Annotated in this window: 24 protein-coding genes; 19 read left to right on the top strand and 5 right to left on the bottom strand. The window is 66.8% G+C overall.

What is annotated here, in order from left to right; genetic code table 11:
• The first annotated feature begins 161 nt into the window (after positions 1-161).
• The 7 genes from AB4Z32_RS01810 (at position 162) to AB4Z32_RS01780 (ending at position 8,313) form a co-directional block, all read left to right on the top strand.
• Complete coding sequence (locus AB4Z32_RS01810) at positions 162-1,064, top strand: helix-turn-helix transcriptional regulator (RefSeq protein WP_441933781.1); 903 nt, start codon at positions 162-164, stop codon at positions 1,062-1,064.
• A gap of 153 nt (positions 1,065-1,217) precedes the next feature.
• Positions 1,218-2,876: a 2,3-epoxybenzoyl-CoA dihydrolase gene (boxC, locus tag AB4Z32_RS01805; RefSeq protein ID WP_441933779.1), complete on the top strand. Its 1,659-nt coding sequence runs from the start codon at positions 1,218-1,220 to the stop codon at positions 2,874-2,876.
• 17 nt (positions 2,877-2,893) lie between these two features.
• Complete coding sequence (gene boxB / locus AB4Z32_RS01800) at positions 2,894-4,321, top strand: benzoyl-CoA 2,3-epoxidase subunit BoxB (protein WP_441933777.1); 1,428 nt, start codon at positions 2,894-2,896, stop codon at positions 4,319-4,321.
• An 18-nt stretch (positions 4,322-4,339) separates the two neighbouring features.
• A complete protein-coding gene (gene boxA / locus AB4Z32_RS01795; protein ID WP_441933776.1) occupies positions 4,340-5,578 on the top strand; it encodes a benzoyl-CoA 2,3-epoxidase subunit BoxA in 1,239 nt (412 codons plus the stop codon).
• On the top strand, positions 5,562-7,073 hold the full coding sequence (locus tag AB4Z32_RS01790; RefSeq protein WP_441933774.1) for a 3-hydroxyacyl-CoA dehydrogenase: 1,512 nt from the start codon (positions 5,562-5,564) through the stop codon (positions 7,071-7,073). Before boxA ends, AB4Z32_RS01790 begins: the two co-directional genes overlap by 17 nt.
• On the top strand, positions 7,070-7,873 hold the full coding sequence (locus AB4Z32_RS01785) for an enoyl-CoA hydratase/isomerase family protein (RefSeq protein WP_441933772.1): 804 nt from the start codon (positions 7,070-7,072) through the stop codon (positions 7,871-7,873). Before AB4Z32_RS01790 ends, AB4Z32_RS01785 begins: the two co-directional genes overlap by 4 nt.
• Positions 7,870-8,313: a MaoC family dehydratase gene (locus AB4Z32_RS01780; protein WP_441933770.1), complete on the top strand. Its 444-nt coding sequence runs from the start codon at positions 7,870-7,872 to the stop codon at positions 8,311-8,313. The genes AB4Z32_RS01785 and AB4Z32_RS01780 overlap by 4 nt, the downstream gene beginning before the upstream one ends.
• Here AB4Z32_RS01780 and AB4Z32_RS01775 read toward each other — a convergent pair.
• The 3 genes from AB4Z32_RS01775 to AB4Z32_RS01765 all read right to left on the bottom strand — a co-directional run bounded on the left by AB4Z32_RS01775 (position 8,297) and on the right by AB4Z32_RS01765 (position 11,683).
• Entirely contained in the window at positions 8,297-9,838 is a 1,542-nt protein-coding gene (locus AB4Z32_RS01775) for a hybrid sensor histidine kinase/response regulator (protein WP_441933768.1), read from the bottom strand. The two genes, AB4Z32_RS01780 and AB4Z32_RS01775, sit on opposite strands and share 17 nt — an antisense overlap.
• Positions 9,839-9,842: 4 nt before the next feature.
• Positions 9,843-10,649 (bottom strand): alpha/beta fold hydrolase, encoded by an 807-nt coding sequence (locus tag AB4Z32_RS01770; protein ID WP_441933766.1) that lies wholly within the window; start codon positions 10,647-10,649, stop codon positions 9,843-9,845.
• Between the two features lie 110 nt (positions 10,650-10,759).
• Positions 10,760-11,683: a LysR family transcriptional regulator gene (locus tag AB4Z32_RS01765; RefSeq protein ID WP_441933764.1), complete on the bottom strand. Its 924-nt coding sequence runs from the start codon at positions 11,681-11,683 to the stop codon at positions 10,760-10,762.
• A 108-nt stretch (positions 11,684-11,791) separates the two neighbouring features.
• On the opposite strand from AB4Z32_RS01765, the gene AB4Z32_RS01760 reads away from it, so the two are divergent.
• The 10 genes from AB4Z32_RS01760 (at position 11,792) to AB4Z32_RS01715 (ending at position 20,718) form a co-directional block, all read left to right on the top strand.
• Complete coding sequence (locus tag AB4Z32_RS01760) at positions 11,792-12,757, top strand: 2Fe-2S iron-sulfur cluster-binding protein (RefSeq protein ID WP_441933762.1); 966 nt, start codon at positions 11,792-11,794, stop codon at positions 12,755-12,757.
• A 15-nt stretch (positions 12,758-12,772) separates the two neighbouring features.
• A complete protein-coding gene (gene gtdA, locus AB4Z32_RS01755) occupies positions 12,773-13,819 on the top strand; it encodes a gentisate 1,2-dioxygenase (RefSeq protein ID WP_441933760.1) in 1,047 nt (348 codons plus the stop codon).
• 19 nt (positions 13,820-13,838) lie between these two features.
• The gene (locus tag AB4Z32_RS01750) at positions 13,839-14,537 is read left to right on the top strand and encodes a fumarylacetoacetate hydrolase family protein (protein WP_441933758.1); all 699 of its coding nucleotides are present in this window, start codon (positions 13,839-13,841) and stop codon (positions 14,535-14,537) included.
• A 14-nt stretch (positions 14,538-14,551) separates the two neighbouring features.
• Positions 14,552-15,787 carry an aromatic ring-hydroxylating dioxygenase subunit alpha gene (locus AB4Z32_RS01745; protein WP_441933756.1) on the top strand — a complete coding sequence of 412 codons (1,236 nt, stop codon included), beginning with the start codon at positions 14,552-14,554 and terminating at the stop codon, positions 15,785-15,787.
• 3 nt (positions 15,788-15,790) lie between these two features.
• Positions 15,791-16,273: an aromatic-ring-hydroxylating dioxygenase subunit beta gene (locus AB4Z32_RS01740; protein ID WP_441933754.1), complete on the top strand. Its 483-nt coding sequence runs from the start codon at positions 15,791-15,793 to the stop codon at positions 16,271-16,273.
• 16 nt (positions 16,274-16,289) lie between these two features.
• Positions 16,290-16,604, top strand: coding sequence for a non-heme iron oxygenase ferredoxin subunit (locus AB4Z32_RS01735; RefSeq protein ID WP_441933753.1), 315 nt, complete (start codon positions 16,290-16,292; stop codon positions 16,602-16,604).
• Between the two features lie 66 nt (positions 16,605-16,670).
• Positions 16,671-18,059 (top strand): MFS transporter, encoded by a 1,389-nt coding sequence (locus AB4Z32_RS01730; RefSeq protein WP_441933751.1) that lies wholly within the window; start codon positions 16,671-16,673, stop codon positions 18,057-18,059.
• A 31-nt stretch (positions 18,060-18,090) separates the two neighbouring features.
• A complete protein-coding gene (gene maiA / locus AB4Z32_RS01725; RefSeq protein WP_441933749.1) occupies positions 18,091-18,729 on the top strand; it encodes a maleylacetoacetate isomerase in 639 nt (212 codons plus the stop codon).
• 13 nt (positions 18,730-18,742) lie between these two features.
• Positions 18,743-19,852 (top strand): porin, encoded by a 1,110-nt coding sequence (locus tag AB4Z32_RS01720; RefSeq protein WP_441933748.1) that lies wholly within the window; start codon positions 18,743-18,745, stop codon positions 19,850-19,852.
• Positions 19,853-19,932: 80 nt separating this feature from the next.
• Positions 19,933-20,718 carry an SDR family oxidoreductase gene (locus AB4Z32_RS01715; protein ID WP_441933746.1) on the top strand — a complete coding sequence of 262 codons (786 nt, stop codon included), beginning with the start codon at positions 19,933-19,935 and terminating at the stop codon, positions 20,716-20,718.
• On the opposite strand, the gene AB4Z32_RS01710 is transcribed toward AB4Z32_RS01715, so the two are convergent.
• Both AB4Z32_RS01710 and soxR read right to left on the bottom strand, forming a co-directional pair.
• Positions 20,642-22,519 carry a glycoside hydrolase family 35 protein gene (locus AB4Z32_RS01710; RefSeq protein ID WP_441933744.1) on the bottom strand — a complete coding sequence of 626 codons (1,878 nt, stop codon included), beginning with the start codon at positions 22,517-22,519 and terminating at the stop codon, positions 20,642-20,644. The genes AB4Z32_RS01715 and AB4Z32_RS01710 overlap by 77 nt on opposite strands.
• 166 nt (positions 22,520-22,685) lie before the next feature.
• Positions 22,686-23,144, bottom strand: coding sequence for a redox-sensitive transcriptional activator SoxR (gene soxR / locus AB4Z32_RS01705; protein WP_441933742.1), 459 nt, complete (start codon positions 23,142-23,144; stop codon positions 22,686-22,688).
• Positions 23,145-23,224: 80 nt separating this feature from the next.
• Here soxR and AB4Z32_RS01700 point away from each other — a divergent pair, with 80 nt between their 5' ends.
• A complete protein-coding gene (locus AB4Z32_RS01700) occupies positions 23,225-24,292 on the top strand; it encodes an NAD(P)/FAD-dependent oxidoreductase (RefSeq protein ID WP_441933740.1) in 1,068 nt (355 codons plus the stop codon).
• A 65-nt stretch (positions 24,293-24,357) separates the two neighbouring features.
• Entirely contained in the window at positions 24,358-24,675 is a 318-nt protein-coding gene (locus AB4Z32_RS01695) for an antibiotic biosynthesis monooxygenase family protein (protein WP_441933738.1), read from the top strand.
• The last annotated feature ends 1 nt before the right edge of the window (position 24,676 follow it).

Below are 24,676 nucleotides of genomic sequence, written 5' to 3'. Positions count from 1 at the left end.
GGAAAGATCGGAGATATAGTGCGTTCGAAAAGAGTGTAGGTGTATTATGTTGCATGAGTCAAGGGTTGTTTGTTTATATTTCATGTGCCGTCTTGCCGCATGCAGTGGTGAGATAATTGGCGGATAGTCCCGAAGGGGCAGTACTTTTGATGGAATTCAGAATGACAGCACCGCAGCTCAGCACAGACGGTTTATCCCAAGAAGAAAAAGACCCATTCCTGATCGCCCTCGGCGAGCGGGTGCGGGCCCTGCGCTCGCGCCGCGGCCTCACGCGCAAGGCGCTGGCCAGGCTGGCCGACGTGTCCGAGCGCCACCTGGCGAACGTCGAGTCGGGCGTCGGCAATGCCTCGATCCAGTTCCTGCGCCAGATCGCCTCCGTCCTCAATTGCACGCTGGCCGAGATGATCGGCGACGAGACCGCGACCTCGCCCGAATGGCTGATGATCCGCGAGATCCTGCGCGGCCGCACCGACGAGGAGCTGGCCAGGGCGCGCGCTGCGCTGGCCGGCCTGTTCGATGCGCCCACCAGCGAAACGGTGCGCCGCCAGCGGATCGCCCTGATCGGCCTGCGCGGGGCGGGCAAGTCCAGCCTGGGCCGCATGCTGGCCGACTACTGGATGGTGCCCTTCGTCGAACTGGGGCGTGAGGTCGAGACCCTGGCCGGCTGCGGCATCGCCGAGATCCATGCGCTGTATGGACCCAGCGCCTACCGCCGCTACGAGCGCCGCGCCCTCGAAGACATCATCCAGCGCCACCCGCGCGCGGTGATCGCCACCCCGGGCGGGATCGTGTCCGACCCGGCCACCTACAAGCTGCTGCTGTCGCACTGCTACACGGTGTGGGTGAAGGCGGCGCCGAAGGACCACATGGCGCGCGTGCTGGCCCAGGGCGACACCCGGCCGATGAGCGGCAACCGCGAAGCCATGGACGACCTCAAGAGCATCCTCGAGAGCCGCGCCGCCTTCTATTCCAAGGCCGACTTCAGCTTCGACACCAGCGACATGACCCTGGAGACCGCCTACGTGGGCCTGCTGGAGCAGCTGCGCGACAACGTGGCGCTGTAGAGCGGTTCCCTTCTCAAAACGAGCGCCGGCACGATGCCGGCGCTTTTTTTTGCGTGTTCGGATGCAGTTTTTTTCTTGACGCCTCAATCAAGCTGCAATATAGTGCTTTCAACGGAAGATGAATGCACCATATTTCACCAGGGGACCCATCTCATGAGCACCGCACCGCAGATCGATTACTCAACCTCGCCGGACCGCTACAAGCACTGGAGCCTGGCAGTCGATGGCGAGATCGCCACGCTGACCATGCTCATCGACGAGGACGGCGGCCTGAAGGAAGGCTATAAACTGAAGCTCAATTCCTATGACCTCGGGGTCGACATCGAATTGCACGACGCGGTGCAGCGGATCCGCTTCGAACACCCGACGGTGCGCACGGTGGTGGTGACGAGCGGCCGCGACCGCATCTTCTGCTCGGGCGCCAACATCTTCATGCTCGGCAAATCGAGCCACCCCTGGAAGGTCAACTTCTGCAAATTCACCAACGAGACCCGCAACGGCCTCGAAGACTCCAGCCGCCACGACGGCCTGAAGTTCGTGGCGGCCGTGAACGGCGCCTGCGCGGGCGGGGGCTACGAACTGGCGGCGGCATGCGACGAGATCATCCTGGTGGACGACCGCTCGTCCTCGGTGAGCCTGCCGGAAGTGCCGCTGCTCGGCGTGCTGCCCGGTACCGGCGGCCTGACCCGTCTGACCGACAAGCGCAAGGTGAGGCACGACCTGGCCGACATCTTCTGCACCACCTCGGAAGGCGTGCGCGGCCAGAAGGCCAAGGACTGGAAGCTGGTCGACGAAGTGGCCAAGCCGGCGCAGTTCGCCGACACCGTGCGCCGCCGCGCGCTGGCGCTGGCCGAGGGCAGCCTGCGTCCGGCCCAGGCCACCGGCGTCAAGCTGGTCCCGCTCGAGAAGACGGCCGGCCCGGACACGATCGACTACGCCTACGTGAGCATCAACATCGACCGCGCGGCCCGCAACGCCACCTTGACGGTACGCGCGCCCCAGGCCGCCCAGCCCCAGGATGCCGCCGGCATCGAGGCCGCGGGTGTCAACTGGTGGCCGCTGCGCATGGCGCGCGAACTCGACGACGCCATCCTGCACCTGCGCACCAATGAACTGGAGGTCGGCACCTGGATCCTCAAGACCGCCGGCGACGCCCGGACGATGCTGTCGATCGACGCCACCCTGGCCGCGCATGCCGGCCACTGGCTGGTACGCGAGACGGTCGGCCTGATGCGCCGCACCTTCGCCCGCCTGGACGTGTCCTCGCGTTCCCTGTTCGCCTTCATCGAGGAAGGCTCCTGCTTTGCCGGCTCGCTGCTGGAGCTGGCGCTGGCGGCCGACCGCATCTACATGCTGGCGCTGCCGGACGATTCCGAACGCGCGCCGAAGATCGCCGTCAGCGAGATGAACTTCGGCCGCCTGCCGATGGTTACTGCGCAATCGCGGGTCGCCCGCCGCTTCTATGAAGACGCGGCCGCGATCGAGGCCGTGCGCGCCACCGGCGGCCGCCTGCTCGATGCCGGCGAGGCCGCGAGCCTGGGCCTGGTGACCTTCGACACCGACGATATCGACTGGCCGGACGAGACCCGCCTGGCGCTGGAAGAGCGCGCCAGCATGTCGCCGGATGCCCTGACCGGGATGGAGGCGAACCTGCGCTTCAACGGCCGCGAGACCATGGAGACCCGCGTGTTCGGACGCCTGAGCGCATGGCAGAACTGGATCTTCATCCGCCCCAACGCCGTCGGCGAACTGGGCGCCCTCAAGGTCTACGGTACGGGCAACAAGGCCCAGTTCGATTTCAACCGCGTCTGAATCCAAAGGAAACCACCGTGAGCTCGATTAACTACAACGACAAGATCCCGAACAACGTCAACCTCTCCGAAGACAAGACGCTGCAGCGCGCGCTCGAACACTGGCAGCCGAACTACCTGCAGTGGTGGAACGACATGGGCCCGAACGGTTCGAACAACATGGACGTCTACCTGCGCACCGCGGTCAGCACCACGCCCGACGGCTGGGCCCATTTCGGCCACGTCAAGATGCCGGACTACCGCTGGGGCATCTTCCTGGCCCAGGCCGAGAACGACCGCAAGATCAACTTCGGCGAAGAGAAGGGCCGCGCCGCCTGGCAGGACGTGCCGGGCGAACACCGCGCCAACCTGCGCCGCATCATCGTCACCCAGGGCGACACCGAGCCGGCCTCGGTCGAGCAGCAGCGCCACCTGGGCCTGACCGCGCCCTCGCAGTACGACATGCGCAACCTGTTCCAGATTAACGTGGAAGAGGGCCGCCACCTGTGGGCCATGGTCTACCTGCTGCACAAGTACTTCGGCCGCGACGGCCGCGAGGAAGCCGAAGCCCTCCTGCAGCGCAACTCCGGCGACCAGGACAACCCGCGCATCCTCGAAGCCTTCAACGAGGAGACCCCGGACTGGCTGGCCTTCTACATGTTCACCTACTTCACCGACCGCGACGGCAAGTTCCAGCTGAACGCGCTGGCGGAATCCGGCTTCGATCCGCTGTCGCGCACCTGCCGCTTCATGCTGACGGAAGAGGCCCACCACATGTTCGTGGGCGAGTCCGGCGTGGCCCGCGTGATCCAGCGCACCGTGGACCTGATGCGCCAGCACGGCGTGGAAGATCCGGAGCAGGTGCGCGCGCTGGGCGTGATCGACCTGCAGACCATCCAGCGCTACCTGAACTTCCACTTCAGCGTGACGGTGGACCTGTTCGGCGCCGACCAGTCCTCGAACGCCGCGACCTTCTACAGCTCGGGCCTGAAGGGCCGCTACGAAGAGACCAGGCGCGACGACGACCACCTGCTGAAGAACCGGCAGTACCGCATCCTCGAAGTGGCGAACGGCGCGCTGGCGGAACGCGAGGTCCCGATGCTGAATTCCCTCAACGAAGTGCTGCGCGACGACTTCATCCGCGATTCGATCGCCGGCATCGGCCGCTGGAACCGCATCATCGAGAAGGCCGGCCTGCCGTTCCGCCTGAGCGCGCCGAACAAGGCCTTCAACCGCCACATCGGCGGCTTCGCCGGCCACCGCATCTCGCCGGACGGGCGCGTGCTGTCGGAAGTCGAATGGGCCGCCAACGAACGCAACTGGCTGCCGAGCGAGGAAGACCGTGCCTATGTGGCCTCGTTGATGGGCCGCGTGATCGAACCCGGCAAGATGGCCAATTGGATCGCGCCGCCGCCGGTCGGCATCAACAAGCAGCCGATCGACTTCGAGTACGTGCGTTTCAACTAAGTGAATCAAGCCGCCGCCATGAATGCTCCAGAACCGATCTTCCTGGTGCGCCAGCACCTGATCGACCCCGAAGTCTGCATTCGCTGCAATACCTGCGAAGAGACCTGCCCGGTCGACGCCATCACCCACGACAGCCGCAACTACGTGGTCGATGCCGACATCTGCAACCATTGCGGCAACTGCGTCTCGCCATGCCCGACCGGCGCGATCGACCACTGGCATATGGTGCCGCGCGGCGCCGCTTATCCGCTGAGCGAGCAGCTCGGCTGGGACGAGCTGCCGCCGCAGCAGGAGCATGCCGAGGCCGTGATCGAGGAGACGGTCGCGTCGCCGGAAGCCGGCGGCGACACGGTGCAGACCAATGCGGCGCTGTCGGTGTCCTCGCCGATGCCGCCGTGGTCGGCCGCCCATCCCTACGCCCACCTGTACACGGCCAAGAACCCGGCGCAGGCGACGGTGGCCGGCAACTACCGGCTGACGGCGCCGGACGCGGCCAGCGACGTGCACCACATCGTGCTCGACTTCGGTACCCAGGCCTTCCCCATCCTCGAGGGCCAGTCGATCGGTATCATTCCGCCGGGCATCGACGAGAACGGCAAGCCGCACTACATGCGCATGTATTCGGTGGCCAGCCCGCGCGGCGGCGAGCGTGACGGCTACAACAACCTGGCGCTGACGGTGAAGCGGGTGGTGGAAGACCACGCCGGCCAGCCGGTGCGCGGGGTAGCCTCCAATTACCTGTGCGACCTGCCGAAGGGCGCCACGGTGCAGGTGGCCGGTCCCTTCGGCGTGAACTACCTGATGCCGAACCATGCGGGTTCGAACGTGCTGATGATCTGCACCGGCACCGGCTCCGCGCCGATGCGGGCGATGACCGAGCACCGGCGCCGGATGGTTGCCGCCGGCAAGCCGCACGACGGCAAGCTGATGCTGTTCTTCGGCGCCCGCAATCCGGCCGAACTGCCATATTTTGGCCCGCTCCTGAAACTGCCGGCCGACTTCATCGACATGCACCTGGCCTTCTCGCGCCTGCCGGACCAGCCGAAAGCCTATGTGCAGGACAAGATCCGCGCGGCTGGGTCCTCGGTGGCCGAACTGCTGGCCGGCGACACCTATCTCTACATCTGCGGCCTGAAAGGCATGGAGACCGGGGTGCTGGAAGCCCTGGGCGAGGTCTGCACGGCGGCCGGCATGGATTGGCCGGGCCTGCAGGCGCGCATGGTCAACGAAGGGCGCTTCCATGTCGAGACCTATTGAGGCAGGGCAGCCGGTTGGCGTGATCGGCGCCGGCACCATGGGCGCCGGCATCGCCCAGGTGGCAGCAAGCGCCGGCCATCCGGTGCGCCTGCTGGACCTGCGCGCCGGCGCGGCCGCCGAGGCGGTGGCGCGGATCGGCGCCTCGCTGGCGTCGCAGGTGGCGAAGGGACGCATGGCCGAAGCCGAACGCACGATGCTACTGGCGCGCATCGTGCCTGTGGCCACGAGCGCCGAGCTGGATGGGGCAGCGCTGGTGATCGAAGCGATTGCCGAAGACCTGGGCGCGAAACGGGCGTTGTTGCACGAACTGGAGCAACGGGTCTCTCCCGATGCGATCCTGGCCTCGAACACGTCCTCGCTGTCGATCACCGCGCTCGCCAACGGCATGCGCCATCCCGGGCGGCTGGTCGGCATGCATTTCTTCAATCCGGTGCCGGCCATGAAGCTGGTGGAAGTCGTCTCCGGCGCGGAAACCGCCGCCGGCGCGGCCGCCACCGTGTTCGAGACCGCCCGGCGCTGGGGCAAGACGCCGGTGCACGCGAAGTCCACGCCCGGCTTCATCGTCAACCGCATCGCGCGTCCCTACTATGCGGAAGCGCTGGCACTGCTGCAGGAGCATGCGGCGACGCCGGCCGAGATCGACCTGCTGGCGCGCGGCGCCGGCTTCCGGATGGGGCCCTGCGAGCTGATGGACCTGATCGGTCACGACATCAACTATGCGGTCACGCTGTCGGTGTTCGACGCGAACTACGGCGACCGGCGCTATCTGCCTTCGCTGGTGCAGAAGGCGCTGGTCGACGGCGGGAGGCTTGGACGCAAGAGCGGCAAGGGCTTCTACGATGGCGTGCCGGATCACGCCCCGCCCGCGCCTCGCGAGACCGTCGCGCTGGCGCAAGCGGTGGAGCTGGCGGGCCGGGGCGGGCAGGTCGGGAGCCTGGCGGCGCGGCTGGACCGGGCCGGCATCGCTTTCACGCGCACCCCGGACAGCGGCTGGAACGGCCTGCGCATCGGCGGCGTCGCCATGCACATTACCGACGGTCGCAGCGCCGCCCAGGTGGCGGCCGGGCGCGGCGAGCGGCACACCGGCGTGCTCGACTGGATGCCTGGAGAAGGCGAGGGCGCGCTGGCGCTGGCCTTCGCACCCGGCGTCGGGCCGGCGGCGCGCGCCGATGTCGCCCGCGTGCTGGGCGCCTGCGGCTGGCAGGCGATCGCCATGCGCGACGTGCCCGGCCTGCTGGTGGCGCGCACCGTCGCCATGCTGGTCAACGAGGGCGCGGACGCGGTCTGGCAGGGCGTCTGCGATGCCGCCTCCGCCGACCTGGCCATGAAGCTGGGCACCAACTACCCGGCCGGACCTTTCGAATGGCTGGAGCGCCTTGGCGTCGATCAGGTCGTGACCCTGCTCGACCATCTGTTCGAGGCCTATCGCAGCGAGCGTTACCGGGTGAGTCCCCTGCTGCGGCAGCGCTACTGGACGCAAAGGATTCCCGCATGAACCACGACATCGGCACCCACAACTTCCGCGTCACCCTCGACCCCGACGGCGTCGCCCACCTCGTTTTCGGTCCCGAAGGCGCGATGCCGGTCGTGGATGCGGCCGGCCACGCGGCCCTGGCCACGATCTGGGCCGAGCTCGATGCCGATCCCGCCGTGAAGGCCATCCTGGTGCGCAGCGAAGGCAAGGGCTTCTGCGCCGGCGGCGAGCTGGCGATGGTGGAAGAGATGCTGGCATCGGAAGCGGTGCGTGCGCGCGTGATGCACGAGGCGCGCGAGCTGGTGCGCGGCATGATCGCCTGCGGCAAGCCGATCGTCTCGGCGATCAACGGCGCGGCGGTCGGCGCCGGCCTGGCGGTGGCGCTGCTGGCCGATGTTTCGGTCGCCTCGCGCAAGGCCAGGCTGATCGACGGCCACACCAGGCTGGGCGTCGCCGCCGGCGACCACGCCGTGCTGATCTGGCCCCTGCTGTGCGGCCTGGCGAAGGCCAAGTACTACCTGCTGCTGTGCGAAACCCTGAGCGGCGAGGAAGCCGAGCGGATCGGCCTGGTCAGCCGCGCAACCGACCCGGAACTGGTCGACGAAGAAGCGCTCGCGATCGCGCGCAAGCTGGCGGCGGGCAGCCCGTCGGCGCTGGCCGGCACCAAGCGCGCGCTGAACGGCTGGCTGCACGCGGCCTGGCCGGCCTTCGAAGCTTCGCTGGCGGCGGAATTCATGGGCTTTGCCGGCGCCGACGCGCGCGAGGGCGTGGCCGCCATCAAGGAAAAGCGTGCGCCGCTGTTCGGCGGGGAGCCGGCATGAAGTTCGCCGAACTCGCCGCCGCCGGGCGCTTCGTTCTCGGCCCGGTCACGCTGGACAGCTGCGAGGTCGTGGACTTCGCGTCCAGCTTCGACGACCAGTGGTTTCATACCGACCCGGAGGCTGCGGCCCATGGTCCCTTCGGCGGCCTGATCGCCAGCGGCTGGCATACCTGCGGGCTGGCGATGCGTTTGGTGTCGCGCGAGCTGCTGGCCGGTTCCGAGTCCTTCGCTTCTCCCGGGCTGAACTATCTGCGCTGGCCGCATCCGGTGCGGCCTGGCGACCGGCTGATGCTGGAAGTGAATGTCATCGAGGCGCGGCGATCGGCTTCGCGGCCGCAGTTGGGGATCCTGCGCTGGCAGTGGGTGATGCGCAATGGCGATGGCGATGGCGATGTGGTGCTGGACCTGGAGGCCACCAGCATGTTCAAGCTTGACGATTGAGTAGCGGCTTGAGCAGCTCGAAGTCGATCGGCTTTGTCAGGTGATGGTCGAAACCGGCCTCGAAGGCCCGGTCGCGGTCTTTCTGCTGTCCCCAGCCGGTGGTGGCGATGAGCGTGCGCGATCTACCGCCCGGAAGTTGCCGCAAGCGCCGCGCCAGCTCATAGCCGGTCATGTCGGGCAGGCCGATGTCGAGCAGGGCCAGCACCGGATCGGCGGTGCCGACCAGGTCGAGGGCCTGCGCGCCCGAATGCGCGACCACGACTTCGCAGGCGAACAGCTCGAGTGCCATGGCCAGCGTCTCGGCGGCGTCCTGATTGTCGTCGACCACCATGACGCGCACCCGCGTGGGTAGCACATCGGCGGAAGGCGCCTCGTCCGGGCAGGCGACGCCGGCCGCCAGCGGCAGGGACACGATGAAGGTGCTGCCTTGATGGGGGCCGTCGCTCTCGGCGCGGATGCGCCCGCCGTGAAGCTCCACGATGCCGCGCACCAGGGCCAGGCCGATACCCAGGCCGCCCTTGGCCCTTTCCAGGGCCGGCTCGAGCTGCGAGAACATGTCGAACACGGTGTCGAGCGCCGGGGAGGGAATGCCGATGCCATTGTCGCGCACGCGTATCTCCGCCGTTTCGCCGGCGCAGCGCAGGTGCAGTTCGATATCGCCGCCGTCCGGCGTATACTTCGCTGCATTCGTCAACAGGTTCACGACCACCTGGGCGAGCCTGGTCGCATCGCCGTCGACCATGACCGGCCCCTCATCGACGAACAGACGCAGGGTGTGGCGCGCGGCCCGCATGGTCTCGTTCATGTCCTGCGCAGCACTGCGCACCAGCGCGGACACCTCGACCGGCGCGCGGCGAAGCTGCATACGGCCTTGCGTGATCCGCGAGATTTCCATCAGATCGTCGACGAGCCGCGTCAGATGGCGCAGCTGCCGGTCGAAGACCTGCAGCAGCCGGTCGTCGGCAGCCTGGCCGAACTTCAGCTTGAGCACATCGAGGGCGCTGCGCATCGGCGCCAGCGGATTGCGCAACTCGTGCGACAGGGTCGCGAGGAATTCGTCCTTGCGGCGATCCGCCGCGGACAGTTGCACGTTCAACTTCTTCAATTCAGCTTCGGCGGCCTCGGCGGCCTTGCGCGCCAATAAAAGCTCGCGCTCATAGGCGCGCCGGTCGGATGCCTTGAACAAGGCCCAATGATCGACGATCCGGCCGCCGTCCTGCTGCCTCACGATGTTGAGCAGCATGGGCATACGCACCTGATTCCGATTGCGCAGGTCGACCTGTATCTCGGCAACCGAACCCTGCGCCTGCAGGATGGGTTGGCAATGCGTGTTGAAGAACAGGCGCGCCCCGACGGGTAACAGGTCCCGCATGCGGACTTTTCCGACCAGCTCGTCCCGCTCGTAGCCCAGCCATGCGCAGGCGGCGCCGTTCGCCTTCAGGATCAGTCCGTCTGCCGCCGTCACCAGCAATGCGCAGGCAGCGTGCTCGAACGAGGTTTCGCTGCCGGGAGACTGGTCGTCCACGCTGTCAGCGCAGGACGTGCGCGAGGAAGTTGTCAATCGCCCGCGAACTTTCGGTCGGGGCGCTCATGTGCGGACAATGGCCGACGTTGTCGATGATGTGCAGGGTGCTCGAAGGCAGGTTCCGGTGCAGGAACTCGCCCACCGAGCGTGGCGCCACCATGTCGTCGGTGCACTGCAGGATCAGGGCCGGCACGGTCGACAGGGGCACATCCTTGCGGTGATCGGACAGGAAGGTCACGCCGGCGAAATGCCTGGCGATCTCGGGGTCGTTGCGGCAGAAGCTGTTGGTCAGCTCTTCGCGCAGCTCCGGCCGATCGGGCACGCCCATGATCGCCGGCGCCAGGTTGCTCGACCAGCCGAGGAAGTTGGCTTCCATCGTTTCCAGGAGTTCGTCGATGTCCTCACGGCTGAACCCGCCCACGTAGTCGCCGTCGTCGATATAGCAAGGCGACGGTCCGACCATGACCTGGGCGCTGAATTTATGCGGCGCCTTGATCGTGGCGAGCAGCCCGATCATCGTGCTGACCGAATGGCCGACGAACACCACCGGGCCAGTGGCGAATTCGTCGATGATTTCGAGCAGGTCGTCGGCATAGCCGTGCAGGGTGCCGTACTTGTCGCGGCAGTAGGCCGCCAGATCGGAGCCCCCGCTGCCCACGAGGTCGAACGAGATAGTGCGGAAACGTTCGCCATAGGCGGGAGCGAGGAAACGCCACATGGTCTGGTCGCAGCCAAAACCGTGGGCGAACACCATGGTGGTCGAGCCGCTGCCAGAGATACGAACGTTGTTGCGTACCTGCACCGAGGACATTGTCTACTTTCCTTTCGTAAAATTAACAATTAGCATTGTACTCTTTTAATGCACCGCCACCCGTTCACGTGTCCAGGGAACGGTTATGCCAGTTGGCTCCCGCGACCAGGCTATACCAGCCCGACCCCTTGGTCGACCGACAACTCCGCAATCACCCCCCGCAACCACTGGTTCCCCGGCTCCTTGTGATACTTCGCATGCCAGAACAGGTTGACGTCGAAGTTGGGAAAGGGCACCGGATGCGGCAAATAGCGCAGCTTGAAAGGCGCCATTCCTTCGCGGACGTAACGCTCGGGCACGGTGGCGATCAGGTCGGTGTTCGACAGGATGTGGCCCAGTGCGACGAAGTGCGGCACGCTCAGCCGGACATTGCGTTTCACGCCGCGCTTCTCGATCACTTCGTCGACGATCGCGTGGCCGGTCCCGCCGGCCACCACGACGATGTGCTGGGCCTCTTCGAAGTCCTGCAGGGTCAGCGCTTCCTTGTCCAGCGCATGCCCCTCGCGGAAGATGCACACGTAACGCTGGCGGAACAGGTGGCGGGTGAAGAAGCCGGCCTTCAGCTGCGGCAGCAGGCCGATGGCAATGTCGACCCGGCCCGATTCCAGTTCGTCGCTCAGGTTGACGGCGGCGTTGCGCACGGTGCTGATGGTCACGCCGGGCGCGATCCCGGCCAGCTTGCGCATCAGGCGCGGCAGGAAGTGGATCTCGCCCAGATCCGTCATGGCGATCGTGAACTTGCGCACGCTGGCCATCGGGTCGAATTCCAGCTGGCGCTCCAGCGTGTCGCGGATCGTCGTCAGGGCGAAATCGATCGGCTCGGCCAGCTGCACCGCATACGGCGTCGGCTCCATGCCGCGCGCGGTCCGCAGGAATAGTTCGTCTCCCATCATCTTGCGCAGCCGGCTCAGCGCGTTGCTGACCGCCGGCTGGGTCAGGCCGAGGTTCTCGGCCACCGCCGACACCCGCCTTTCCTTGTAGAGCTGCTGGAAAACCACCAGCAGGTTGAGATCGACATCATGAAGATTGAGCATGCGATATTCACCAAATCTATTTTGCGCATTCACGGGATTTTGTATTTTTATTTTACTGGCATTCCTATAATCAAACCCAAGAACGAGATATAAGTTTTTGGAGACTGCATGAAGCTGCATATCAGGCCGCTCGACCAGACCATCGACGTCGCCCCGGGAACCAACCTGCTGGCGGCCCTGCGCGAGCACGGCGTACCGATTTCCTACAGCTGCACCGCCGGCCGTTGCGGCACCTGCCGCTGCAAGGTGATCGACGGCCGCATCGACGGCGCCAATGCCGATGGCGGGCAGACCGTCCTGGCCTGCACCAGCGTCGTCAACGGCGACTGCAGCATCGAGATTCCCGAGCCGGACGAGATCATCCTGCATCCGGCCAGGGTCCTGAAAGCGACCGTGACGGCGCTGGACCGCCTGACCCACGACATCGTGCGCCTGCGCCTGCGCGCTGCGAAGCCGCTCGAGTACTCGCCGGGCCAGTACGCGACCCTGCAGTTCACGCCCGAACACGTGCGCCCCTATTCGATGGCCGGCCTGCCGGGCGACGGCGAACTGGAATTCCACATCCGCCTGGTCAAGGACGGCATGGTGAGCGGTTACGTCGACCGCGAGCTGAAGCTCGGCGACGCCGTCCGCGTCAGCGGTCCGCTCGGCACCTCCTACCTGCGCAGGAAGCACGAAGGACCGATGCTGTGCGTGGCCGGCGGTACCGGCCTGGCGCCGGTGCTGGCCATCGTGCGCGGCGCCCTCGAAGCGGGCATGCGCAACGACATCCACGTGTATTTCGGCGTGCGCAGCGCCCGCGACGTCTACTGCACCGAGCTGCTGTCCGGCCTCGCCGAGCGCCATCGCAACCTGAAGGTGCACGTGGTGGTCACGGAAGGCCAGGCCGGCGCCGGCCGGCGCAGCGGCATCGTTACCGAGGCCGTGGCCCGCGACTGGACTTCGCTGTCCGGCTGGCGCGCCTACCTGTGCGGCGCGCCGCCGATGGTGGACGCGGCGACCCTGGTGGCGCGCGAACGCGGCATCGACACCGATCACATCTACGCCGACGCGTTCTACGCGAAAGCAGCCTGAATCCGAGGAGACCATATGGACATGCAAGCCAAGGCCGGCGTGAAGCAGGAACGCGCCGACTTCTACCGCCGCATCAGCGGCCATAACCTGACCCCCTTGTGGGAAGTGCTCGGCGCCCTGGTGCCGAAGTCGCCCAGGACCCCGGTGGCGCCTGCGCTGTGGCGCTATGCCGAGGTGCGCGAGCAGGTCATGGAAGCCGGCCGCCTGATCACGGCCGAAGAGGCGGAACGGCGCGTGCTGATCCTCGAGAATCCGGCGATGCGCGGCAATTCCTCGATCACGCAATCGCTGTACGCCGGCCTGCAGCTGATCATGCCGGGCGAAGTGGCGCCGGCCCACCGCCACACCCAGTCCGCCCTGCGCCTGGTGCTGGACGGCGAGGGCGCCTACACGGCGGTCGACGGCGAGCGCACCACCATGCGCCGCGGCGACTTCATCATCACCCCGTCCTGGACCTGGCACGACCATGGCAACCTGGGTACGGAGCCAGTGGTGTGGCTGGACGGCCTCGACATCCCGACCCTGCGCTTCTTCGACGCCGGCTTCGCCGAGCATGGCAGCGAGGCCACCCAGCAGACTTCGCGTCCGGAAGGCGATGCGCTGGCGCGCTACGGCCACAACATGCTGCCGGTGGACCTGAAGCAGGAAGCGGCCGATCCGACCAAGGTCTTCGTCTATCCCTTCTCCCAGACGAAGGAGGCGCTGGAAGGCATCGCCCGCACCGCGCCGGACCCCCACTTCGGCCACAAGCTTCGCTACGTGAACCCGGCCACCGGCGCATCGCCGATGCCGACCATCGGCGCCTTTGCCCAGCTGCTGCCGGCCGGCTTCGAGACCGCGCCCTACCGCAGCACCGACGCCACCGTCTACGTCTGCCTGGAAGGCGAGGCCAGCGCGCAGGTTGGCGACGAGACCTATACCTTCGGTCCGAACGACGTGTTCGTGGTGCCGTCCTGGCACACGCTGACATTGAAAGCCGGCGAACAGACCATCCTGTTCAGCTTCTCGGACCGACCGATGCAGCAGGCGATCGGCCTGTGGCGCGAAGAAAAAATGCAGTAACCCTCATCAGGAGAACCCCATGAAATACGCAGTAGCCCCGGCCCCCGTCTACACCCTGCCGATCGCCGGCAGCGACGAGCAGTTCCCGATCAACCGCATCTTCTGCGTCGGCCGCAACTACGCGGCGCATGCGCGCGAGATGGGCCGCGATCCGGACCGCGAACCGCCGTTCTTCTTCATGAAGCCGGCCAACGCCACCGTGGTTGCCGGCAGCGAGGAAGTGACGATTCCGTATCCGCCGAAGACCGCCAACTTCCACCACGAGATCGAGCTGGTGGTCGCCATCGCCAAGGGCGGCGCCAACATCCCGGTCGAGCGGGCACTGGAGCACGTCTACGGTTACGCGGTCGGCCTCGACATGACCCGCCGCGACGTCCAGCTGGAAGCGCGCGACAAGGGCCGTCCCTGGGAATTCGGCAAATCCTTCGCGCAGTCGGCGCCGATCGGCACCATCCACAAGGCCAGCGAAGTCGGCCACGTGCGCGAAGGCGAGATCGCGCTGACCGTGAACGGCGAATCGCGCCAGCGTTCGGACGTCTCCAAGCTGATCTGGTCGGTGGCGGAATCGATCGCCTACCTGTCGGAGTACGAAACCCTGGAGCCGGGCGACATCATCATGACCGGCACCCCGGAAGGCGTGAACGCGGTCAAGCCGGGCGACCTGATGGTCGGCAGCGTGGCCGGCCTGGGCGAGATCCGCGTGCGCGTGGCAGGCTGAAACAGGAGGCGGTCATGGCAGTGTGGGAGTCGAAGGAAAGCAGCAGCCGGATCCCGTTCGCGGTGTACACCGACGAGCAGCTCCACCAGCGCGAGCTGGAAAGGCTGTTCTACCGCGGCCACTGGTGCTACGTGGGACTCGAAGCCGAGATCCCCAAGGTGGGCGATTTCAAGCGCACCGTGATCGGCGAGCGTTCGGTGATCATGGTGCGTGGCGAGGACGGCGTCCACGTGGTCGAGAACGTGTGCGCCCACCGCGGCATGCAGTTCTGCCGCGAGCGCCACGGCAACAGGAAGGAGTTCGTCTGTCCTTACCACCAGTGGAACTACCGGCTGAACGGCGACCTGCAGGGCGTGCCCTTCCGCCGCGGCGTCAAGCAGGAAGGCAAGATCCAGGGCGGCATGCCCAAGGAATTCAAGCCCGAGGAACACGGCCTGACCCGGTTGAAGGTCGCCACCCGTGGCGGCGTGGTGTTCGCCTCCTTCGACCACGAGGTGGAATCGCTGGAAGACTTCCTCGGCCCCGAGATCACGCGCTACTTCGACCGCCTGTTCAACGGCCGCCAGCTGAAGATCCTCGGCTACAACCGCCAGCGCATCCCGGGCAACTGGAAGCTGATGCAGGAGAACATCAAGGACCCCTACCATCCGGGCCTGCTGCACACCTGGTTCGTCACCTACGGCCTGTGGCGCGCGGATAACAAGTCCCAGCTGGTGATGGACGAGCGCCACCGCCACGCGGCGATGATCTCGACCCGCGGCAGCGGCACCGGCAGCAAGGCCGATGTCACCTCCGGCATCACCAGCTTCAAGGAGAGCATGCAGATCGAGGACAAGCGCCTGCTCGACATCGTCCCCGAGGAATGGTGGGGAGGTCCGACGGCGGTGATGATGACGGTATTCCCGAGCGTGATCTTCCAGCAGCAGGTGAACAGCGTCTCCACCCGCCACATCCAGCCGGACGGCAAGGGCTCCTTCGACTTCGTCTGGACCCACTTCGGCTTCGAGGACGACAGCGAGGAGATGACCGAGCGCCGCCTGATCCAGGCCAACCTGTTCGGACCGGCCGGCTTCGTCTCGGCCGACGACGGTGAGGTCATCGAGCTGTCGCAGTACGGCTTCGAGCAGAAGCCCTTCCACCGCGCAGTGGCGGAACTCGGCGGCTACGGCGTCGAGAACACCGACCACATGGTCACCGAGACCCTGATCCGCGGGATGTACGAGTACTGGCGCACGGTGATGGAGGATTGAACGATGAACAGCAACGATGAGCTGCAGATCTACCTGGCGCTGGCCCGGCTGAACGCCGATTACGCGGCCGCCGTCGACGCCGCCGACTGGGAGCGCTGGGTGGACTTCTTCGTCGACGACTGCGAGTACAAGGTGCAGCCGCGCGAGAACTTCGAACGCGGCTTCCCGCTGTGCACCCTGGCCCTGCTGAGCAAGGGGATGCTGAGGGACCGCGTCTACGGCATCCGCGAGACCCTGTTCCACGACCCGTACTACCAGCGCCACACGGTCGGCCTGCCGCGCATCCTGCGTGTGGACGGCGACCTGGTCGAGGCGGAGGCGAACTACGCTGTCTTCCGCACCAAGCTGAGCCAGGAGACCACGGTATTCAACGTCGGCCGCTATATCGACCGCGTGCGCGTCACCCCGCATGGGCTGAAGTTCGAGTCCCGCGTGTGCGTCTACGACACCGAGATGATCCCGAACTCCTTGATCTATCCAATCTAAGCAAAAGGCAGCAAACATGGCAAACAACTGGCTTGACATCAGTGCCCTCGACGAGGTGCCCGAAGACGACGTGCTGGGCGTCGACACCGGCGGCAAGGACGTCGCCCTGTACAAGGTCGAAGGGCAGGTCTACGCGACCGACAACCTCTGCACCCACGGACACGCCCGCCTGTGCGACGGCTTCCTCGACGGCTTCGAGATCGAATGCCCGCTCCACCAGGGCAAGTTCGACATCCGCAACGGCAGCCCGACCTGCCAGCCGGTCACCGAGGCGGTGCGCACCTACCCGGTGAGGATCGAGAACGGCAGGGTGTTCGTCGACCTCGGCTGACCCGCCGCACACAACACGGACCGCGGCCAAGACCGCGGCCATCCACGACAATCAACAGGAGACACCATGTCCAGTACCGCGCAAGTCGACGTACAGCAGCTGATCGATACGGGGCGCTTCACGCGCTACCAGTTCCTGATCGCCTTCCTCTGTTTCATCATCATCGCCATCGACGGTTTCGATACGGCGATCATCGGCTTCATCGCCCCGTCGCTGCGCGGCGAGTGGCACCTCACCCCGCAGCACCTGGCGCCGCTGCTGTCCGCCGGCCTGGTCGGCCTGGCCTTCGGCTCCTTCCTGGCCGGCCCGCTGGGCGACCGCATCGGCCGCAAGACCATCCTGGTGCTGTCGGTGCTGTTCTTCGGTATCTGGAGCCTGGCCTCGGCCTATACCGACTCCCTGATGACGCTGACCATCTTCCGCTTCCTGACCGGACTGGGACTGGGCGGCGCCATGCCGAACGCGATCACCCTGACCTCCGAATACTCGCCGCAGCGCAGCAAGTCGACCGTGGTCACCATCATGTTCTGCGGTTTCACCCTCGGCTCCGGCCTGGGCGGCGTGCTGGCCGCCCACCTGATTCCGGAATACGGCTGGCGCAGCGTGCTGCTGGTGGGCGGCTACCTGCCGATCGCCTGCGCGGTACTGTTCTATTTCCTGCTGCCGGAATCGGTGCGCTTCCTGGTGCTGCGCAAACCCGGCAGCCCGCAGATCGCCGCTACCCTGCGCCGCATCGCGCCGGGCGCAAGGCTAGCCGGCGCACGCTTCTTCATTCCGGAAGCGCCGGCCGCCAAGGGACGTTCGCCGGTCGCCCAGCTGTTCGCATCGCCGCTGGCCTTCGGCACGCTGGCGCTGTGGGCCGCCTTCTTCATGAGCCTCCTGATCGTCTACCTGCTGACCAACTGGCTGCCGACCCTGTTCAAGGACGCCGGCTTCCCGATCGCCAAGGCGGCCCTGGTGTCGGCCATGTACCAGGTGGGCGGCACCGTCGGCGCCATCGTCATCGGCCGCCTGATGGACCGCTTCAATCCCTACCGCGTGCTGGCTCTGTCCTACCTGTGCGCGATCGCCTTCATCGCCCTGATCGGCTTCCAGTACACCGACCTGGTGCTGCTGAACATCGGCGTGGCCGGCGTGGGCTTCTGCATCAGCGGTTCGCAGATCGGCGCCAACGCCCTGGCCGCGGCCTTCTACCCGACCAGCAACCGCGTCACCGGCGTCAGCTGGGCGCTGGGCGTGGGCCGCTGCGGCGCCATCCTCGGATCGTTGATGGGCGGCGCGCTGCTCGGCGCGGGCCTGGGCTTCTCGGCCATCATCCTGCTGCTCGCCATTCCGGCGCTGCTGGCATCGCTGTCGGTGTTCGCGATGTTCGTCCGCTATCCGCTGGGCGGTGCCGGCGGCGCGGCGGCAGGCAGCAAGGGCGCCGCTGCGGCATCCACGCCGGCATCGACCTGATCTTTCGTACTTTTCGCAGCAAAGGCTTCGCATGAAACTCTACAGCTTCTTCAACAGTTCCACCTCCTTCCGCGTGCGCATCGCGCTGGCGCTGAAGGGCTTGAGCTACGACTACGCCGGCGTCAACTTGCGCGGCGGCGAGCAGGGCCAGCCGGCCTACCGCGAGCTGAGCCCGGCCGGCATCGTGCCGGTGCTGGTCGACGGCGAGCTCACGCTGACCCAGTCGCTGGCGATCATCGACTACCTCGACCACCGCTATCCCGAGCCGCGCCTGCTGCCCGAGGAGCCGGTGCTGCGCGCCCGCGTGCTGGAAGTCGCCCAGACCATCGCCTGCGAGATCCACCCGATCGACAACATCCGCGTGCTGAAGTACCTGACCGGCACGCTGGGCGTGAGCGAGGAGGCCAAGTCGGCCTGGTACGCGCACTGGGTCGACGAGGGCCTGGGCGCGGTGGAGCGCCTGCTGGCCAAGCTTCCGGCGACGGCCTACTGCTTCGGCGACACGCCGACCCTGGCCGACTGCTGCCTGGTGCCCCAGGTGGCGAATGCCATGCGCATGGGCTGCGACCTGTCGCGCTTCACGCGCGTGCTGGCCGTCTACGAGCACTGCATGCGGCAGCCGGCCTTCATCGCGGCGGCGCCGCAGAACCAGCCGGACTACGTGGGTTGAGCCAGGAGACACAATGAAGAACCATGCAGCCCTCCGGCGCGGCGCCCTCACGTCCGTCGCTTTTGCGGCCGCCCTGTGCGCAGGCGCGGCATCCGCCCAGACCAATATCACCGTCTACGGCATCGTCGATGCCGCCTTCGCCCGCACCGACAACGTCGACGCGGCCGGCCATTCGATGACCAAGATGGCTTCCCTGACCGGCAGCGTGCCCTCGCGCCTGGGCTTTCGCGGTGCGGAAGACCTGGGCAACGGCCTGTCGGCCATCTTCACCCTCGAGAACGGGCTGAATCCCGACGCCGGCACGGCCAGCCAGGGCGGCCGCCTGTTCGGGCGCCAGGCCTGGGTCGGCCTCAAGGGGAGCTGGGGCACGCTGCAGCTGGGACGGGTGCCGAACATGACTTTCTATTCGATGCTGAAGACCGATGTGCTGGGCCCGAACCTGTTCTCGATCAGCAGTATCGACGCCTATATCCCGAACGCCCGCAGCGACAACGCCATCGCCTACATGGGCACCTTCAAGCGGGTGACGCTGGGCGCCACCTACAGCACCGGGCGCGATGCCTCCTCCGCGGGTGGCCCGGCGGCGACCAATTGCGCGGGCGAAGTGGCCGGCGATGCGCGCGCCTGCCGCCAATATACCGGTCTGCTGGGCTATGACGCCGACACCTGGGGCCTGACCGCTTCCTACGACAAGCTGTACGGGAACAAGGGCGCGGCCTTCGGCCTCACCAGCAGCGCCAACTACGACCGCCGCACGACGCTCAACGGCTACGTCATGCTGGGCAAGACCAAGGTGGGCGGCGGCGTCCTGGACCGCAAGACCTTCGCCGCCACCGGCGTCATCGAGTCGGACCTCTACTACCTGGGCCTCAGCCAGCCGGTCGGCCCGCAACTGACCCTCGACGCCCAGGTGGCCAGGAAGAACGTGAAGGGCTCGCCGGACGACACCACGATGGCGGTGGCGCGCCTGACCTACGCGCTGTCGAAACGCAGCGCGGTGTATGCCGCGGCCGGCCGCATGGACAACCACGGACAGGCCGCGCTGGCCCTCGACGCCGGCGGCACGGTGGCGCCGGGCAAGGCGCAGAACGGCCTGATGGCCGGGATCCGGCACGCTTTCTGAGATCTGCAATCCGCGCTTGACCTCGACTTTGCTTGAGGTTCTACACTGCGTCCATCACCGCATACGGATGGAGTGGGAACATGGCAAAGCAGAGTCGGGGAAAAGTCGTCGTGATCACCGAAGCGGACGGGGAGGCCGGCGCGGCATGCGCACGCAGCCTGGCGGAGGAGGGCGCGCTGCTGGTGCTCGGGGCACGGGACCGCGAGCGCCTCGAAGAACTGGCGGGCGAACTGCGCTGGGACGGCGCATCGGTCCTGGCATTACAGGCGGACGGCGCCGACTACGTTCAAGTGGAAAGCCTGGTCGCCCATGCGGTGCGCGAGCACGGCCGGGTCGACGTAGTCATCAACATCCCGCGCGAAGCGGCCATCGGCGATGGTTTTGGCGTCGACTGGACCCGGGTCGCGGACGAGCAGATCCAGGCCTGGCTGCACGCTGTGGTCGCGGCGAATGCGCAGATGGCGCGGCAGGGCGCCGGCCACATCGTCAACGTCGCGCCGCTCTTCGTGCCGCGGCTCGACGGCCTGCATGGCGTCGCCCACGGCACCGTGTTCCGTTCGCTGGCGCAGGCGCTGGCGGAAATCACCGAGGGCCTGCAGAAGGGGAGCGATGGCTATCCCTTGCGGGCCACGCTGGTGAGCACGGAAGCGCCCCTGCTGCCCGCGCCGGCCGAGCCGGCGGAGGTGGAATACGCCCTGGCGCAGTCGGTTGCCCGCGCCGTGCGCTTCGCGGTCGGCCAGTCCGCGGACGGCCATGTCGAGCGGCTGTGCATCCGCCACGCCATCGCGGTCAATCGGGCGGCGGGGTCTCGTACACCGGATCGGCGCGTCCCTGCATCGTCGTCGCGGTGGGAGGCTCGGTGCTGAACACCAGCACCTCGTTGGCGCCCGCCTGCAGCCAGGAGGCCGGCAGGTAGAGGGTCTGCTGCGGACCGATATGCCAGTAGCGGCCGAGGTGGTGGCCGTTGACCCACACCTGGCCCTTGCCCCAGCCGCGGGTGTCGAGGAAGCTGTCCACCGGCTTGTCGAGCTTGAGCGTTCCGCGCCAGAAGCCCGGGCCTGCCGTATCGCCGCCGGCCTTGGCCGGCGCACCGGCGGCCAGGCGCTGCAGCGCCGTGGCGTCCATCGGCAGCGGGTAGACGGTCCAGCCTTCGAGCTCCTCCTTGTCCAGCTTCACGCCGCGGACGATGCCCTTGTTATCGTCCACCAATCTGGCGCCGAAGCCGACCCGGCCCATCGCCTCGACCAGCAGGTCGAGCCGGGTACCGGCGGGCAGGTCCACCGCCAGCGCCTTGTCGCCGCGTCGGCGGTCGAGCCGGCCGATGACACGGCCGTCGGCCAGCACGGTGGCCTGGTCGCGCAGCTCGTCCAGCACCAGCTGTCCCTTGATCGGCGCCGCGAGGCGCTTGCGGTAGAGGATGTAGCCGTAGTTCTGGCCGAATTCCTCCATCGCCCGCACCCAGCGTGCGGGCTGGCCCTTCGAGAGGGTGTCCAGGCTGTCCAGCAGGCTGCCGGCGGACGCCAGCGGAAAGGCGGCCAGGGCCTGCGGTGCCGGTGCCGCCGGTACCGGCGGCAGCGTCTCCTTCACATGCCTGGCGATGACTTCGCGCAGGGCCTGGTACTTGGGCGTCGGGCGGCCGGCTTCGTCCAGCGCGGCGTCGTAGTCGTAGCTGGTGGTGTCGGGCTGGTAGGGCTCGGTGCTTGAATAGTTGGCGCCGGCCAGCCAGCCGAAGCTGGTGCCGCCGTGGAACATGTAGAGGTTGAAGGACACCCCCTGCGACAGCATCCAGTCCACCGTGCGCGCGGCTTCTTCCGGGCTCTGGCTGTGGTGCGGTCCGCCCCAGTGGTCGAACCAGCCGGCCCAGTATTCGCCGGCCATGCGCGGCCCAGCCGGTCGCCATGCCGACAGCGCTTCGATCGAGCCCTTGGCATCGTCCAGCCCACCGCCGAAGTTGACGACGGCCGCCGCCCCGGGCAGGGTGCCGCCCTCGAACAGGCGGGCGGCGCCGCCGTCCGAGGTGAACAGCGGGGCGTCGAATCCGGCCGCGCGCATCTGTTCCCGGGTGGCGCGCAGGTAGTCGTGGTCGTGGCCGAAGGAACCGTATTCGTTTTCCAGTTGCAGCATCAGGATGGGGCCGCCGCGGCTGCTCTGCAGGTCGCCCACTTCCTTCGCGAGGCGCTTGAAATAGCGGGCGCTGGCGGCCAGGTAGCGCGCATCCATGGAACGCACGCGCAGGCCCGGCGTGCGCAGCAGCCAGGCCGGAAAGCCGCCGAAGTCCACCTCGGCGCACACGTAAGGCCCCGGCCGCAACACCACGTTCAGGCCTTCCTCGGCCGCTGTCTTGATGAAGGTGCGCAGGTCGTTCTGGCCGGAGAAGTCCCATTGCCCCGGCTCCGGCTCGTGCTGCGACCAGAAGGCGTAAGTCGTCACGGTGTTCAGCCCCATCGCGCGCGCCATGCGCAGCCGCTCGCGCCAGGCGGCGCGCGGGATGCGCGGGTAATGCATCTCGCCGGAGCGGATGACATAGGGCTTGCCGTCGAGTTTGAACTGGGCGCCGTCGATGGCGAAGTGGGGTGGGCGCGCCGGGGCGGCGCTCGCGGCGGCCGCCAGGGTGCTCGTCATGGCCAGGGCCAGCAGGGCTGCCTGTAGTGTCTTCGAAAGTGTCAAGCCGAGGTCTCCGGTATTTTTCTGTTCGTAAGTTATGGCGCGTTAAATGTATGGTGAAAAAACTTACGCGTCAACAAAAACGAAAGAAAAATTGGTGCAGGCCACCGGCATTTGGCTGAAATATCTTTCGATATGGGCGAAATCTCGGCGAGATACTTTCGATTCATCAATCCCGTTCGAGGATGCGCGGCCCCGGACCTTCGCGCCCCAGCACGTCTTCCGGATTGCGCAGCGGGCAATCCTTCAGCGACAGGCAGCCGCAGCCGATACACCCGTTCAATTCGCTGCGCAGGCGCTGCAGCCGCGTGATGCGCTCGTCGAGCGCCGCCCGCCACTTCGAGCCGACGCTCTTCCATTGCGCGGCAGTGATCTTCTGGCCCGGCTGGTAGGGCCCCAGCGCCTGCTGGATCTCGTCCAGCGGAATGCCGGCGCGCTGGGCCACCTTGATGATGGCGATGTAGCGCAGGACGTCGGGCGTGTAGCGGCGCTGGTTGCCGGAACTGCGCACGCTGCTGATCAGGCCCTTGGCTTCGTAGAAGTGCAGGGTGGAGACGGCGACGCCGCTGCGCTCGGCGACTTCGCCGACGCTCAGCCGGCGGACGGTGGCGGGAATGGCTTTGTTCATGGCGCTTGACCTCAAGGTAACTTGAGGAATTATAAAGCGAATACGAACAACAGAAGCCGTGACTGGCGGGAGAAGAAGGTATGAAACGTGAAGAAGAATGGATGGCCGGGGCGATCGAGGCCGACGCGGTGATCGTCGGTGCGGGCCCGGTCGGCCTGTTCCAGGTGTTCGAGCTGGGCTTGCTGGAGGTGAGGGCCCATGTGATCGATTCCCTGCCTTATCCCGGCGGCCAGTGCATGGAGCTGTACCCGGACAAGCCGATCTACGACATCCCGGCCGCGCCCGTGCTCACCGGCCGCGAGCTGACCGACAATCTGTTGAAGCAGATCGCACCCTTCGAGCCGGCCTTCCACCTCGGCCAGGAAGTGCGCCTGGTCCGCAAGCGCGAGGATGGGCGCTTCGACCTCGAGACCTCGGCCGGCACCCGCTTCGTCACCAAAACCATCTTCATCGCCGCCGGCGTCGGTGCCTTCCAGCCGAGGAAGCTCAAGGTGGGCGGCATCGACAAATTCGAGGACAGCCAGCTGTTCTACCGCGTCCGCGAGCCGGCCCGTTTCCACGGCAGGCAACTGGTGATCTGCGGCGGCGGGGATTCGGCGCTGGACTGGGCGCTGGACCTGGTCGGCAAGGCCGGGTCGGTGGTGCTGGTGCACCGCCGCGACAGCTTCCGCGCCGCGCCGGCCTCGATCGCGAAGATGAAGGCGCTGTGCGAGGCCCACGAGATGCAGTTCGTCTCGGGCCAGGTGGCGGGCTTCGGCGAAGAAGATGGCAGGCTGACCGAGCTGAAGGTGCTGGGCAGCGACGGCGTCACGCGCCGCCTGCCGGCCGAGATGGTGCTGGTGTTCTTTGGCCTGCTGCCCATGCTGGGACCGATCGCCGAATGGGGGCTGGACATGGAGATGCGCCAGCTGAAGGTGACGAGCACCGAGACCTTCGAGACCAGCGTGTCCGGCATCTTCGCGGTCGGCGACATCAATACCTATCCGGGCAAGAAGAAGCTGATCCTGTCGGGCTTCCACGAGGCCGCCCTGGCGGCCTTCGGCGCGGCGCCCTACATCTTCCCGGACAAGAAGGTGCACATGCTGTACACGACCACCTCGCCGAAGATTCACAAGCTGCTGGGTGTCGAGAGTCCGGTCATGGATTAAGACCGCCGTTTCGACCGTCCGCTAGCGGACCTGAAAGCAGCCATATGCAATCCTAAGGAGAACACATGTTCGTAGTACTCTATCGGTGGCGAATCCATGAGGGACGTGAAGACGAATTCGTCGACGCCTGGTCACGTAAGTCTGAAATCTATCTGAAGGAGCTGGGCTCGCTCGGATCGCGCTTACACCGGGGCAGCGATGGCTTATGGTATAGCTACGCTCAATGGCCTTCCGAACACGCCCGTAAAGAAGCATTCGCGAATGGTGCCGCCGACGTCGACGCAGACGCGCGCATGGAACGAGCGATCGCGGAGCGCTTCCCGCCGGTCATTCTGGAGGTGCGGGCGGATTTCCTGCAAATCCATCCATGGAAAACGGCGTGAT

Source organism: Massilia sp. 2TAF26, from assembly GCF_052115005.1.
Lineage (GTDB): Bacteria > Pseudomonadota > Gammaproteobacteria > Burkholderiales > Burkholderiaceae_D > Telluria.
Note: the sequence above shows the minus strand (reverse complement) of the source record. Positions and strands in the feature narration are given on the sequence as shown.

Coding starts and splice junctions, on each gene's coding strand:
- AB4Z32_RS01810 (WP_441933781.1), top strand. CDS start 162: ATGACAGCACCGCAGCTCAGCACAGACGGTTTATCCCAAGAAGAAAAA.
- boxC (WP_441933779.1), top strand. CDS start 1,218: ATGAGCACCGCACCGCAGATCGATTACTCAACCTCGCCGGACCGCTAC.
- boxA (WP_441933776.1), top strand. CDS start 4,340: ATGAATGCTCCAGAACCGATCTTCCTGGTGCGCCAGCACCTGATCGAC.
- AB4Z32_RS01790 (WP_441933774.1), top strand. CDS start 5,562: ATGTCGAGACCTATTGAGGCAGGGCAGCCGGTTGGCGTGATCGGCGCC.
- AB4Z32_RS01785 (WP_441933772.1), top strand. CDS start 7,070: ATGAACCACGACATCGGCACCCACAACTTCCGCGTCACCCTCGACCCC.
- AB4Z32_RS01780 (WP_441933770.1), top strand. CDS start 7,870: ATGAAGTTCGCCGAACTCGCCGCCGCCGGGCGCTTCGTTCTCGGCCCG.
- AB4Z32_RS01770 (WP_441933766.1), bottom strand. CDS start 10,649: ATGTCCTCGGTGCAGGTACGCAACAACGTTCGTATCTCTGGCAGCGGC.
- AB4Z32_RS01765 (WP_441933764.1), bottom strand. CDS start 11,683: ATGCTCAATCTTCATGATGTCGATCTCAACCTGCTGGTGGTTTTCCAG.
- AB4Z32_RS01760 (WP_441933762.1), top strand. CDS start 11,792: ATGAAGCTGCATATCAGGCCGCTCGACCAGACCATCGACGTCGCCCCG.
- gtdA (WP_441933760.1), top strand. CDS start 12,773: ATGGACATGCAAGCCAAGGCCGGCGTGAAGCAGGAACGCGCCGACTTC.
- AB4Z32_RS01750 (WP_441933758.1), top strand. CDS start 13,839: ATGAAATACGCAGTAGCCCCGGCCCCCGTCTACACCCTGCCGATCGCC.
- AB4Z32_RS01745 (WP_441933756.1), top strand. CDS start 14,552: ATGGCAGTGTGGGAGTCGAAGGAAAGCAGCAGCCGGATCCCGTTCGCG.
- AB4Z32_RS01740 (WP_441933754.1), top strand. CDS start 15,791: ATGAACAGCAACGATGAGCTGCAGATCTACCTGGCGCTGGCCCGGCTG.
- AB4Z32_RS01735 (WP_441933753.1), top strand. CDS start 16,290: ATGGCAAACAACTGGCTTGACATCAGTGCCCTCGACGAGGTGCCCGAA.
- AB4Z32_RS01730 (WP_441933751.1), top strand. CDS start 16,671: ATGTCCAGTACCGCGCAAGTCGACGTACAGCAGCTGATCGATACGGGG.
- maiA (WP_441933749.1), top strand. CDS start 18,091: ATGAAACTCTACAGCTTCTTCAACAGTTCCACCTCCTTCCGCGTGCGC.
- AB4Z32_RS01720 (WP_441933748.1), top strand. CDS start 18,743: ATGAAGAACCATGCAGCCCTCCGGCGCGGCGCCCTCACGTCCGTCGCT.
- AB4Z32_RS01715 (WP_441933746.1), top strand. CDS start 19,933: ATGGCAAAGCAGAGTCGGGGAAAAGTCGTCGTGATCACCGAAGCGGAC.
- soxR (WP_441933742.1), bottom strand. CDS start 23,144: ATGAACAAAGCCATTCCCGCCACCGTCCGCCGGCTGAGCGTCGGCGAA.
- AB4Z32_RS01700 (WP_441933740.1), top strand. CDS start 23,225: ATGAAACGTGAAGAAGAATGGATGGCCGGGGCGATCGAGGCCGACGCG.
- AB4Z32_RS01695 (WP_441933738.1), top strand. CDS start 24,358: ATGTTCGTAGTACTCTATCGGTGGCGAATCCATGAGGGACGTGAAGAC.